The following is a 13,464-nucleotide window of genomic DNA, read 5'->3' on the forward strand; positions in this document are numbered from 1 at the left end:
AAAAGACGAGCTAGCAGGACAAATGTTTGAGGATGAATTAGAGCTAGCTTATGCCGTAATTAATGGGGTAGAAGCTAGAGGAAAAAAAGGAAACTACCCTACAAAACGCCTTAAATTTAGCTCCGAGCGCGCCCATTAATTTTTTGTTACATAGTTATAAATTTTCCCACCGACTTACTTAATCGTGAAATCCTTGCATTGTAAGCGTCCTCGCTGGCTAGAATATACAGTTTAAATGCGTAATAGGTTAGCTAATAATTATTGACAGTAGCTAAAAATTGCTTTTTCCACTCATTAATGGCTGTTAAAGGGATTTTTAATAAAGTTTCTTCTTTAGCATTAATCCAATTAGCCACACTGTTTAAATCATCTCTTTGTACGACTGGCAAATTAGTATCTTTAGAAATTTCTGTAGCGCGATTATCAACTGACAGAATTAAAGTTCTCCTTTTATATTGTAAAGCTCTAATCCCAGCGTGTAATCGTGTCCCTACATAATCAACCGGATACTGAGACAAAGCCCTATCTAAAGCTGATAAGCTAGGATTAAGATAAATCGCTCGATCGCCACATAGATCTTTCATATACTGATAATCTTTGGGCTGTTGCGTCCAGTAATAAATTAACTTATATTCCTGTTTCAGTAATTCCACTAACTGATTATCAAAACTAGGATTTTGATTATACTCAGTAAAAGTAACTAATACTGACTCTGCTTTACCTTGAGGAATTTGAACACAATGTTCCTCTGTTAATTTCCACATAGTAGGACAAGCAGTATTAATTACATTATTAATCCCAATCAACTTTAGCTGTTTTTCTGTGTAACTGTCTCTCACTGAGTGCAGATATTTTTTACTTAATAGCCGTTTATACAAAATTTTGGTATATAAATTAGGCTGATTTTGGTATTGCCACCATCCCACACCCATGAGCGTAATATCTGTAATAAATAGAGAGTCCATTAAACTGACCTTCCATTGATTATAGGAGTTCATGTTAGAGGATAATAAATTAGTCCCACCGACAAAAATTAAACTGCTTTTCCTCATAAAGCGGTAAGAATGGCTCGATATGACATCATGGGTAGGAAATTTAATAAATAGTCGATCGGGAAACATCTCATATAAAATGCTATTGACTGCATCCATAATGATCTGGTCTCCTAAATTAGAGCTACAGATTGAGGTATCCAAGACTGAGATAGTTTTCATAGCCTATTTTTCATTAATTTGAGTAAGTTGAAAGTGACATTTCGTATCATTGCAACAATCATTTTAACCATAGTTTACCGGGGATTTTTTTTAAGTGTTTGATTACCTTATTAATCGAACTCTCATGGCTGATAAATAGTTTGTTAAACATTAATCGATCGTACTCTCGATCGACCATCAGATTATCATTAATTTCAAGAGGAAACCTTAAATCTAATTGTTTCATTTCTGCTATTTCCTTATTGATAGTTCCAGTATGAGTAGCCGCTAACCCAAAACCTAAATTAGCCACCAAATTGACACAAGGCACGATCGACAAGCCTCCTTGAGCCAAGCGAGCAAAACTCCATTGAAAATCCCACGTATCTACCTTACCCTGAAAAGTATTTTCCAAATCCCGCGCTCTAATTTTATACTGGGCCTCATCAGCCAGTATAGCTTTAATTTTTGCTTTCACGTCAGGATTGATCCAAGCCTGCATATTAATATCATAAAATTGCCATGCCCTCTGCCAAGAAGCCCAGCCCCAAATACCTCCATAATAAGAAAAATGATAACTTTGCCGCTCGGATTTCCATTCCTCCAAATAATTAGTCCCACTAATCATCATTACCCTGGGTTCATTTCTATATAAATCCAGCATTTCTTCACAAAATTGAAAAAAAGATGGATTTGGCAAGCAATCATCTTCCACAATAATTGCTTCTTCTACTGTATTAAATACCCAATCTAACCCACTAGCTACCCTGTGCTTACAGCCCATATTAGCCTCAGCATAATTTGTATAAACTTGACAATCCCAGTCCACTTTTTCAATTATGGCCCTAACCTCAGCACATTTTTCAGCTTCCTCTGGCTTATCAGAGCGTGGTCCATCAACCACGAGTAGAAGTTTAGGCGGTTTAACTTCCCGAATCGCTGCAAATACCCTCTCTGTTGTATGAGGGCGATTAAATCCAAAAAAAGCCACAGGTGTTTTCATATATTAAACTCCAACTTATCATCCTTTTTGCTTTCGCTACGCCTAGACCGCTTGCTCAACCTTTACCAAGTTTTGTTCTCAGTAGTTCAGTTCTGCCTTTTAATCCTGCTTTAGGATAGTGGATAATACCCAGTAACCTAGGGATTATGCTTTCACCTTTGCATTTGTAGGGATAGGAGTTGGGTTAAACCCCACCTACAAATCTCATCAGTTGTTCTAGCAAATGAGCTAAACTAACCTAAATGAGTATTATTACTCATTTAGGTTAAACGAATCCTATGGTATTTGAAATTTTAGAATACATAGTGGTAAAAGTTGTAGTTAGGGTGATTGGTGTAACTCCTGCATAAGTGCTAGTCTTATGATAGACTATAAATCATTACTACTATGGCGAGATTGCAAAAAGTTCAAAAAGTGTATTTTTATTTGGTAATAATTTAAAATTGCCGATGTTAAACAAGTTGGCTGGTATAGGTCAAAAGCTTGGTCCAGGTCTGCGCCAGGTACTCAGCAACATAGCTTGGCTGTTCACTGACCAAATCTTGCAGATGGGTCTAGGCCTGTTTGTAGGCCTTTGGGTGGCTCGCTATCTTGGTCCGACACAGTTTGGATTGCTCAACTACGCGATCGCCTTTGTGTCGCTGTTTAGTTCGGTGGCAACGATGGGGTTGGGTACTCTGGTAGTGAGGAATATCGCTCGCGACCCAGAATGCAAAAATGAAACCCTGGGAACTGCCTTCGGACTTCAATTTACAGGTGGCTGCATCACTTTGGTGTTAACTGTCACCGTGATTGCGCTACTCAAGCCCAACGACACTCTGACTCGGTGGCTGGTAGGTATCATCGCAGCAGGAACTATCTTTAATGCTTTTGAGGCTATCAATTTTTGGTTCCAGTCCCAAATCCAGTCAAAATATACAGTGTTGGCTAAAAATTCGGTATGTTTTTTAGTGGCTGCTGTCAGAATTGGGTTAGTGACAATTCAAGCCCCCCTGCTTGCCTTCGCCTGGGCTCGATTGGGAGAGGTGGCATTGGTAGGAATAGCTTATGTATATTTTTATAAGCTTACGGGGAATAAAATTAAGGATTGGCACTTCAGTTGGGAAAGGTGTAAGGAACTGCTATCGGAGAGTTGGCCGATAATTTTGTCGGCATTGGCAGTTTATGTGTACTCAAAAACCGATCAGATAATGCTTGGTGCGATGAATCAAAATGCTCAACTGGGCTATTATGCTGCCGCTGTTAAAATTTCGGAAATCTGCGATTTCTTGCCGATGATCATATCCAGCTCTATTTTTCCCAAATTAGCGAATTTGAGAAAGACAAATTATGAAGAATATCTAAATAAATTTCAAATTTACTCGGATATTATGATATTTTCATGGTTGGCAGTCGCGATACCGATATCATTACTTTCTCCCTGGATAGTGCATGTGCTTTACGGCGAGAAATATGCGAAGTCAGCAGCGGTACTGGCTCTCTATGTTTGGGCGCAATTTGGCAGTAACTTTGGAGTAGCACGGAGTACATATTTGAACATAGAAGGTCAGTTGCGCTATGGTCTTTACTTGACTGTAGTCGGCTCTATTTTTAATGTAGCGTTGAACTTTTGGCTGATTCCTCAGTATGGAGCTTTTGGAGCAACAGCAGCTACTCTTATAACTTATTTTTACGTGATTATATTAGTCAATTTCTTGATTAAGGAATTGCGCCCCTTCGGAAATTTCATCTGGCGATCCCTTAACTTATACAAGGCCGCTTGTAGAATCAGAGGATTAGTAAAGTGATTCAAATTAAACCTAAAATCGAACAGCGCTCGAAGTGCCCCTATTGCGGGAGAGATCTCAATGCCAAAAATATTTTGTGGCAAGGGATGCATATTGTTTTGGACTGTAAGTGCGCGGGATGTGGCAGCGAAATCATCGACGATTTGAGAGTAGGTCATGGAGTGAAAAACTACCTTCAAGTTAATTTAATCAAACAAGAAGTTTTTGCGGCGGTTGCTTACAGAAAAGAATGGTTAGGCAAACCATTACTCAATTCACTCCAAAATCCTCAACCAGATAAACTTGAGATAGTCAAAGAATTTTTTAAACCCTGCAATCGGGCAATTATCTTAAACTGTATAGATCATCTTTATGGTCACTCTCTGCTCAAGTTGCTAAATGCACAAAGGCACTTAGAATGCAACTCTGAGTGCGGGTTAGTTGTGATAGTTCCTAAGTTTCTAAGGTGGATGGTTCCTGATGAAGTTGCAGAAGTCTGGACAGTACCTATTTCTTTAAAAAATGGTCAAACTTACTATCCTAGCTTCGCCGAGTTTGTTGAGGAAGAAACTAAACGCTTTGATGAAATTTATGTCAGCGAAGCCCATTCTCATCCTAGTCAGTTTGACATCACGCGGTTTACTAGAGTTCCAAAACACAAATTTGATGAACCAGAAACAAGAATTACTTTTATTTGGCGGGAAGATCGTTTATTACTTAACAGTGGGCTGTTCCGACTTCTGAAAAAGCTAAATCAACGAGAAAGGGCATTGCAATTGCAAAATTTAAAAATTAACCAGTTATTTCAGAAAATCAGGTTGCAAGTACCAGAAGCAAAATTTGCCGTAGCTGGTTTGGGAACAAAAACTAAGTTTCCCGAATGGATTGAAGATTACAGAGTGGATAGTTTTAATGAAAAAGTTGAAAATGAAATATGCCGTGTTTATTCAGAAAGTCGCTTAGTAATTGGTCTTCACGGCTCTAATATGTTGCTACCTTCGGCTCATGCTGGTATGACAATTGATTTGATAGATGAGCGTTGGGGGAATTTTGCCCAAGATATTTTATACCAAGAAGGTGACCCGAGAATGGCTAGTTTTCGCTATAGATTTTTGCCCTATCAGACTAGCAATGATACACTGGCCTTCATAGCTGCTGTAATGCTTCAGAAGTGGTTTAATTTTAAATTGCAGATGACAGCAGATCTTGTTAATTCAGATGTAGAAGACTACTAGGAAAAGTAGAGTTGAAAAAATGTTCAATTACCAAATCCAAACACCCGTCGCTTTTATCATTTTCAAACGTCGAGATACAACGGCTAGAGTATTTGAGGCAATTCGTCAGGCCAAACCTCCCAAATTGCTAGTAATTACTGACGGCAGATGTCCAGATTTGCCGGGAGAAGATCAAGAATGTGCTGCCGCTAGAGCTATTATTGACCAAGTAGATGGGGACTGCGAAGTTTTGAAGAATTACGCAGACGTAAATCTCGGTTGTCGCCTGCGGGTTTCTAGCGGTAGGAATTGGGTGTTTGATCAAGTTGAAGAGGCAATTATTCTTGAGGATGACTGTCTCCCTCATCCTACTTTTTTCCGCTTTACTCAAGAATTGCTGGAGCGTTACCGAGATGATCCGCGGATTCTGTCAATCTCTGGTCAAAATGTTCAGTTTGGGCGAAAAAGAACTGATTATAGTTACTACTTTTCTCGCTATAATCACTGCTGGAGCTGGGCGAGTTGGAGGCGAGCTTGGCAGCATTATGATTTAGATATGAAGTTATGGCCGGAAATTCGGGATGGTAATTTTTTGATGGATGTACTGGGAGACTCCAATGCTGTAAAAATTGGGAAAAATATTTTTCAGCTTTGTTATGAAAACAAATTACAGAGTTGGGCTTGTCAGTGGACATTTGCTAACTTTATTCACAATGCTATGAATATTCTTGCGAATGTTAAGTTAGCTTCTAATATCGGACATGGTGTAGGGAACTAATACGGAGGATGTCAAGAGCCCTTATAGTAATATGCCTATAGAAGCGATAACTTTTCCCATGAAACACCCGCCTTTTGTAATTAGGGATATGCAAGCAGATAATTTTACACAAAAAACTTTATTTGATTACTATTCGCCGTTGTTAAGAAAGGTACAAAAAAAAGTAGATAAACTTTTGAAACAATTTCGATAAAATCAGCTCTAAATCTAGAGGAGAGGCAGGGAAAATGAAAGTTGTAATTGTTAATAGTTCTGATACGGAAGGGGGGGCAGCCCGCGCCGCTTATCGACTGCAACAAGGTTTGCAAGGGATTGGTGTTTCTTCGCAAATGCTCGTAAAAAATAAGGGTAGTCGCGATCCATGTGTAATTTCCTCACAGAATAGTATTACCAATAAGTTGGACAAGATTATTTCAACTTTATATAATTCGCCATTGCGACTTTACCCTGAGAGAAAGCCTGTTATTTTTTCTACAGAATGGTTGCCAGATTCTCTAGATATCCACATTTCCCAAAACAACCCTGATATTATTAATTTACACTGGGTTTGTGGCGGTTATTTACAAATAGAGAGTATTCCGAGGTTTAATCAACCTTTAGTCTGGACGCTGCACGATATGTGGCCTTTTACAGGTGGATGTCACTACAGTGAAGATTGCGAGCGCTATACTCAGTCTTGTGGTAGCTGTCCGCAACTTCACAGTAAGAAAGAGTCGGATCTGTCACGCTGGGTGTGGCAGCGGAAAGCTAAAGCTTGGAAAAATCTTAACCTAACTCTGGTTAGCCCTAGTATTTGGTTAGCTAAATGCGCTAATTCTAGTTCTTTATTCAAAGATTGTAGAGTTGAAGTAATTCCTAATGGCATCAATACTCAAAAGTATAAACCCATAAATCGTCAATGGGCGCGAGAAATTCTAAATTTACCTCAAGATAAACAAATTGTACTGTTTGGAAGTGCAGGTGGAACGGGTGATCGCTGGAAAGGATTTAACTTGCTCGTACCCGCTTTACAAAGCCTCAGTAAATCAGGCTGGAAAGATAGGATAGAGTTGCTGGTTTTTGGCTCTTCCGAACCAGAATATCCCATTGAACTGGGTTTTAAAACTCACTATTTGGGTAGACTCGCAGATGATATTTCCCTAGCCACTGTTTATGCAGCAGCAGATATTTTTGTCGCCCCTTCCGTGATAGATAACTTGCCAAATACAGTCATGGAAGCCCTTGCTTGCGGCATCCCCAGCGCCGCATTTAATATTGGGGGACTGCCCGATATGATCGAACATTGCTCAAATGGCTATTTAGCTAAACCTAATGAAACAGAAGACTTAGCACAAGGAATTGCTTGGGTTTTAGAAAATCCCAATCGGCATCAAAAACTTTGTATTCGCGCCCGCCAGAAAGTGGAACAAGAATTTACCTTAGACATCCAAGCAAATCGCTATTTGTCTATTTTTAACGAGGTTATGTCAACTCCAAAGTAAAAATCTGATTTTACGTAGTAAATTTTACCTAGCTATGGTTAAAAACCACCCAATTGAGAATAATGAACTGTACTAAAATCGCCACCCTTTTAACTTGCTTCAATCGCAAACAAAAAACATTGGCTTGCCTAGAGGCCCTTTTTAAACAGGCACTTCCAGCCGGTGTTGATATTTTAGCCTATTTAGTCGATGATGCCAGTACCGATGGCACTAGCGAGGCAGTTCGTCAAATCTATCCTCAAGTCAATATTTTTTCCGGCGATGGGAACTTATTTTGGAACGGGGGAATGCGTGGGGCTTTCAGCGAAGCAATGAAAAATGATCCCGACTACTACCTCTGGTTAAATGATGACACTCTTATTTATCCACAAACCGTAAGTGTCTTGCTAGAAACCACTCAAAAATTATCAGAAAAAGGAGAAACAAAAGCCATCATTGGCGGTTCAACCTGCGACCCCGAAACGGGTCAAACAACATACGGTGGTGTGGTGCGAAATAACCCTTTGCACCCCTTCCGATATCGTATCCTCGAACCAACAAAAGAGCCTCAGAGGTGCGATACTATGCACGGCAACTGCGTATTAATTCCCCGCAGCGTTGTGCAAATCGTCGGCAACCTCGATCCAGCTTTTGCCCATTATATTGGCGATTGGGATTATGGTTTACGAGCCAGACAGAAAGGATGTACAGTTTGGATTGCTCCTGGCTATTTAGGCACTTGTTCTCTCAACCCCCAGGTGACCAAAACGGCTGCTGATAATTTAAGTGAAGGATTGGATAAAATGAGCAAACCGAAAGGTTTATCCTTCAAAGATACTACCCTGCAACCGGCTCAAGAGTGGAAAGTATTTACTCAGCGACATGGGGGCTGGTTGTGGCCAATTTATTGGCTGCTACCTTATCGAAGGTTAGTTTGGTTTTCAGTGTTGAGTAAACTGGGATTGACTACAAACAAAACTCAAGGTGAATAGGATGGTTGAAAAAAATGACTTTCGCATCGCTTGGCTCGTTCCTTCGGCAGAATTTGGAGCCTATTGGCCGCCGGTTTTACATGAACTCAAAAAACTAATTCCAAACACGATTTTTTATACAGGTCGCCTCTGGCCTCGCTACGATCCGGAAGCTCCTGGTACAGAAGTAGTCGAAGTTGTGGGAGATACTGAATTCATCACCACCCAAAAAATAGAAACTGGGTACAGTCGTGGTTATATTAAGGCTACTCCGGGGATTATTTTTCCTCTTTTGAAATTCAAGCCCCAGGTCATTTTTGCTAGTGGATTTTCGATCTGGACATTGGTAGCTATAATATTTAAGCCTCTAGGGAAATGGCGACTGGTTTTAGTTTATGAAAGTAGTTCCCCGAATGTAGACTTTCGAGATTCTAAGGTGCGCTCGACTATTCGACGCTGGATGGGGAAATTTGCTGATACTTTTGTTTCTAATAGTCGCCGAGGTAAAGAATATTTGGTAGAAGTGATTGGGGCGGCAGAAAGTAATATCTTTGCTAGACCTTACATGGTTCCTGATGCTAAAGCTTTGGTACAAAAGTTAGAAAATAATAAGTCTGTATCCTTCTCATTTCCCCACCCAATTTTTCTGTGCGTCGGTCAAGTAATTTCTCGCAAAGGGATTAAGAATCTCTTAGAAGCTTGCACAATTTTGCAAAGCCAGGGATACTCGAATTACACAGTCATTATCGTTGGAGACGGAGAACAGCGACCGGAACTAGAAGCACTTACAAAAGAATGGGGTTTAGAAAAACAAATTGTTTGGACAGGGTGGATAGAATACGGATACTTGGGATCTTATTTTCTAGAAGCTGATGTGTTTGTTTTTCCTACGTTAGAAGATACTTGGGGAATGGTGGTGCTAGAAGCGATGGCATTTGGTAAGCCGATTTTGTGTTCAAAATGGGCTGGGGCTTGCGAAATGATCGTTGAAGGTGAAAATGGTTATATTTTTGATCCCTATGAGTCGGAAGGTATGGCAAACGCGATGCGGGACTTGATTGATTGCCCCGAAAAGTTAGTGATGATGGGCCAAAAATCCCAGCAACTGATCGCTGAACATACACCGGAAAAGGCGGCCAAATTAATAGCAGATGTGACGTCGCTAGTATTGGAGAAAAGTTGATGAAAATTCTTTTATCTGCCTTTGCCTGCGAACCCGGACAAGGATCTGAGGAAGGAGTGGGCTGGAATGCGGTGGTAGAAGCCGCCAAACATCAAGAAGTTTGGGTACTAACTCGCACCTTTTACCGTACCGCTATTGAAGCTTTCCTCGCCGCGAACCCGAACCCTAACCTGCACTTTGTCTATATTGAGCCTTTCGGCTGGAGCGAAAACTTTAAAGGTAGACAGGGAGGGCTGCAATTGCACTATTACCTGTGGCAAATTTTGGCTTATTTAGAGGCGCGCCAGCTCCACCGCCAAATTAATTTCGACATCGCCCGCCACGTCACCTACGTTAAATTTTGGTCGCCCAGTTTCATCTCGCTGCTGCCTATTCCTTTTATTTGGGGGCCTGTGGGCGGTGGCGAAGCAGCCCCTAAACCTTTTTGGGAAGATTTTAGCTTTAAGGCAAAACTTTACGAAACAGCGCGAGACTGGGGGCAGCGCCTGGGTGAGAGAGATCCCTTTGCCAGGATGACGGCTCGGAGAAGCGTCTTAGCTTTGGCGACGACGGAGGACACCGCTAAGCGGGTGCGGGCGATGGGGGCTAAAAAGGTGCAGGTGCTTTCTGAAGCCGGTCTGTCAAAGGCAGAGATGGCGCGGCTGGGAGAGTGCAAAATGCCAGGGGATTCGCCGATCAGGTTCATCAGTATGGGGCGGTTGCTGCACTGGAAAGGCTATCACCTGGCGGTACGGGCTTTTGCCCAAGCTAACTTGCCGAATGCCGAATATTGGCTGCTGGGGGATGGCCCGGAACGGGCTCGCCTTCAGTCTTTAGCGCAAGACTTGGGCATTGCTTCTCAAGTTAAGTTGTGGGGGAGGCTGCCACGCGAGGAAACTTTGAGTAAGCTAGGGGAGTCTCATGTACTTATTCACCCTAGCTTGCACGATTCAGGTGGCTGGACTTGCTTGGAGGGGATGGCTGCGGGGCGTCCCATCATCTGCTTGGATCTGGGAGGGCCTGCTACTCAAGTGACGGCGCAAACGGGGGTAAAAGTACCTGGTTACAATCCAGAACAGGCAGTGCAGGGTCTAGCTGAGGCGATCACTAATTTAGCCGGCGATGCAGAGTTGCGATCGCGCTTGGGTGAAGCAGGTCGCAATCACGTCCGGGAAGTATATGATTGGGATGTTAAAGGCGAATTCTTTGCTCAATTGTGCGAAGATTTCTTTGCTCAATTGTGCGAAGATATAGTCTATCGAAAATCAGGATAACTTCTGATGGGTTCGATCAGGCAAAACAAAGAAAACTATATTTTTTCAGGCGGTGAAACGTGGGCGTTGCAATCATTACTGGCTCGGCAGGTTTAATTGGCTCTGAGGCGTGTAAGTTCTTTGCCAAACAAGGCTTAGATATAGTTGGCATCGACAATAATATGCGCCAGTTCTTTTTTGGTGCTGATGGTTCTACAAACTGGAACCGCCAACTGCTCGAAAAGTCTTTGGGTACCAAGTATTATCACTTAGATGTGGACATTCGCGACTATGAAGCGATTACCAATATCTTTCAGCGGTACGGCGAGTCGATCGAATTAGTAATTCACACAGCAGCCCAGCCCAGCCATGATTGGGCTTCCCGTGCTCCGAAAATAGACTTTACCGTCAATGCCAACGGCACTCTAAATCTTCTAGAAGTAACTCGCTTGTACTGTCCTAAAGCGGTTTTCATTTTCACTTCTACCAATAAAGTATACGGCGATACGCCTAACAGTTTGCCTTTAATTGAATTAGAACACAGGTGGGAAATTGAACCCGGGCATACTTACGAAGGTGGCATTCGGGAAGATATGTCAATCGACCAGTGCCTGCACAGTTTGTTTGGTGCTTCTAAGGTAGCTGCTGACGTTTTAGTTCAAGAATACGGTCGATATTTTAATATGAACACCGCTTGTTTTCGCGGCGGCTGTTTGACGGGTCCCAATCACTCTGGAGCTCAATTGCACGGCTTCCTCGCCTACTTGATGAAGTGTGCCGTGACGGGAACTCCTTACACCGTGTTTGGCTACAAAGGCAAGCAAGTCCGCGATAACATTCACAGCGCGGATTTAATTTCGGCATTTTATGAATTTTATAAAGCTCCCAAAAGCGCCCAAGTTTATAATACAGGAGGAGGCAGGTACAGCAATTGTTCGATGTTAGAAGCTATCCAGATGTGCGAGGCAATTGCGGAACGCAAGTTTAATTGGAGTTATGCTGAAGGGAATCGCATGGGCGATCACATTTGGTGGATTAGCGACAATTCAAAATTTTCCAGTCACTATCCTAACTGGAAAATGAAATATAACGTTAAACAAATATTACAGGAGATTTATGAATGTAACCGCGAGCGTTGGCTGAAAGAAGACTCAGATAATTGAGGGGTACAAAAAAAATGTGCTGGGAATTTTGGTAAACGATTGAATACCACGTTAAACAAATCTTAGGGGAGATTTATGAGTGTAACTGCGAGCGTTGGCTTAAAGAGGTGTTCCATGATTGATAAAGGGAAAAAGAATGTACTCGGCATATTAGTAAATGCCGTTAATTATGAAGCGGCGGTGAGCAAAATTATTGCTGCAGCCAGCGCCGGAAAACCAATGTCAGTTTCGGCTCTAGCGGTTCACGGGGTAATGACTGGCGTTCTCGACAGCACTCATCGCTATCGGATCAATCACATTGACTTAGTATTGCCAGACGGACAGCCGGTCAGGTGGGCGTTAAATTGGCTATACCATACGGAATTGCCCGATCGAGTTTGCGGGCCGAATGCTATGTTACAAATCTGCGAACGTGCGGCAGAAGAAGGATTACCTATCTATTTGTACGGCTCTCAAGCTTCTGTACTGGAAGCTTTATCTCGCAATCTCTGCCAGCGTTTTCCCAAGTTAATTATTGCTGGAACTCAGCCTTCTAAATTTAGGCACGTTTCGCCCCAAGAGAAACAAGAAATTGCACAGCAAATTCGCAACAGCGGTGCAGCAATTACTTTTGTCGGTTTGGGGTGTCCCCGGCAAGAAGTCTGGGCTTACGAATACCGGGACGACTTATCAATGCCCTTGATTGCTGTAGGTGCTGCTTACGATTTTCATGCGGGTAATTTGGCTAAATCTCCTGAATTTTTATCTAAGATAGGTTTGGAATGGCTGTTTCGGATGATTAAGGAACCCAAGCGCCTCTGGCAGCGGTATGTTTTTTTGAATCCGCTTTATATCTGGCTGTTTTTGCTGCAAGCTTTGAAAATCAAACAGTTCGATCCCACAGACGCCACGCCGCCTGTAGAAGAAGTATTATATGGTTGAAATTTAAAAGTTTCTTGTGAATTATGGGTGCTCACAAGTAAAAAGTAAAAAAGCAAACACATCGTAACTAATCGTTTTGAGGTGCAACTGCGATCGCATCTTCAAAAAAACTTACAGCGGTTCCCGATGTTAAGAGGTACAGTAGCAACACTTAGTAAACCAATTTTTTAAACTGAAGTTCCCCCATTGACAAAGGCTCCTGAGTATGTACAGCTTACCTTTGAAAGATTTTTGGCTCCGGTTTTACTGGGTACAAATCAGAGAAACGCCGAGTAAATCCAAAGCTTTTTGTTGCACGATTGTTGGTTGAGTAATCTTATCGAAAACCCAACTTGCACCCTCCATAGTTGCCATAATTTCATTGTGGGCGATCGTACCCAAATCTGCTAATAAAGTTTGGAAGCTATGTACTGGTAAATTATCGGCAGTTCGCTTGGTTCTCGCCTTGGCTAAAGTTCGATCGCTCTTCGCCGCTTTAACCACTGATTTTTGCTGTTGGTGAGCTGGGGGGGTGACAAAGAGGCCTAGGAGATAGACCGCATCAGCGTTGCAGCCCGCATACCTTGTTGATAAAAGCGAC

Annotated in this window: 11 protein-coding genes and 1 pseudogene; 9 read left to right on the forward strand and 3 right to left on the reverse strand. The window is 42.0% G+C overall.

The window, feature by feature from the left end; genetic code table 11:
- Positions 1-251: 251 nt before the first annotated feature.
- Together QUB14_RS26855 and QUB14_RS26860 are read right to left on the reverse strand one after the other, a co-directional pair.
- A complete protein-coding gene (locus tag QUB14_RS26855) occupies positions 252-1,214 on the reverse strand; it encodes a polysaccharide pyruvyl transferase family protein (RefSeq protein ID WP_333221040.1) in 963 nt (320 codons plus the stop codon).
- 58 nt (positions 1,215-1,272) lie between these two features.
- A complete protein-coding gene (locus tag QUB14_RS26860; RefSeq protein WP_333221042.1) occupies positions 1,273-2,196 on the reverse strand; it encodes a glycosyltransferase family 2 protein in 924 nt (307 codons plus the stop codon).
- 449 nt (positions 2,197-2,645) lie between these two features.
- Here QUB14_RS26860 and QUB14_RS26865 point away from each other — a divergent pair, with 449 nt between their 5' ends.
- From QUB14_RS26865 to QUB14_RS26905, 9 genes are all read left to right on the forward strand, one after another.
- Positions 2,646-3,983, forward strand: coding sequence for a flippase (locus tag QUB14_RS26865; protein WP_333221045.1), 1,338 nt, complete (start codon positions 2,646-2,648; stop codon positions 3,981-3,983).
- Positions 3,980-5,197 carry a hypothetical protein gene (locus QUB14_RS26870; RefSeq protein WP_333221047.1) on the forward strand — a complete coding sequence of 406 codons (1,218 nt, stop codon included), beginning with the start codon at positions 3,980-3,982 and terminating at the stop codon, positions 5,195-5,197. The genes QUB14_RS26865 and QUB14_RS26870 overlap by 4 nt, the downstream gene beginning before the upstream one ends.
- Before the next feature lie 19 nt (positions 5,198-5,216).
- Positions 5,217-5,954 (forward strand): glycosyltransferase family 2 protein, encoded by a 738-nt coding sequence (locus tag QUB14_RS26875; RefSeq protein WP_333221049.1) that lies wholly within the window; start codon positions 5,217-5,219, stop codon positions 5,952-5,954.
- 227 nt (positions 5,955-6,181) lie between these two features.
- Positions 6,182-7,435: a glycosyltransferase family 4 protein gene (locus QUB14_RS26880; protein WP_333221051.1), complete on the forward strand. Its 1,254-nt coding sequence runs from the start codon at positions 6,182-6,184 to the stop codon at positions 7,433-7,435.
- A gap of 62 nt (positions 7,436-7,497) precedes the next feature.
- Positions 7,498-8,406 carry a glycosyltransferase family 2 protein gene (locus tag QUB14_RS26885; protein WP_333221053.1) on the forward strand — a complete coding sequence of 303 codons (909 nt, stop codon included), beginning with the start codon at positions 7,498-7,500 and terminating at the stop codon, positions 8,404-8,406.
- A 1-nt stretch (position 8,407) separates the two neighbouring features.
- On the forward strand, positions 8,408-9,568 hold the full coding sequence (locus QUB14_RS26890) for a glycosyltransferase family 4 protein (RefSeq protein WP_333221055.1): 1,161 nt from the start codon (positions 8,408-8,410) through the stop codon (positions 9,566-9,568).
- Positions 9,568-10,821 carry a glycosyltransferase family 4 protein gene (locus QUB14_RS26895; protein WP_333221057.1) on the forward strand — a complete coding sequence of 418 codons (1,254 nt, stop codon included), beginning with the start codon at positions 9,568-9,570 and terminating at the stop codon, positions 10,819-10,821. The genes QUB14_RS26890 and QUB14_RS26895 overlap by 1 nt, the downstream gene beginning before the upstream one ends.
- A gap of 59 nt (positions 10,822-10,880) precedes the next feature.
- A complete protein-coding gene (locus tag QUB14_RS26900; protein WP_333221060.1) occupies positions 10,881-11,963 on the forward strand; it encodes an NAD-dependent epimerase/dehydratase family protein in 1,083 nt (360 codons plus the stop codon).
- Between the two features lie 75 nt (positions 11,964-12,038).
- The gene (locus QUB14_RS26905; protein ID WP_333221062.1) at positions 12,039-12,884 is read left to right on the forward strand and encodes a WecB/TagA/CpsF family glycosyltransferase; all 846 of its coding nucleotides are present in this window, start codon (positions 12,039-12,041) and stop codon (positions 12,882-12,884) included.
- A gap of 243 nt (positions 12,885-13,127) precedes the next feature.
- Here QUB14_RS26905 and QUB14_RS26910 read toward each other — a convergent pair.
- Positions 13,128-13,464, reverse strand: a pseudogene (locus QUB14_RS26910) (hypothetical protein); the annotation flags it as partial.

Source organism: Microcoleus sp. B3-D2 (assembly GCF_036705345.1).
Lineage (GTDB): Bacteria > Cyanobacteriota > Cyanobacteriia > Cyanobacteriales > Microcoleaceae > Microcoleus.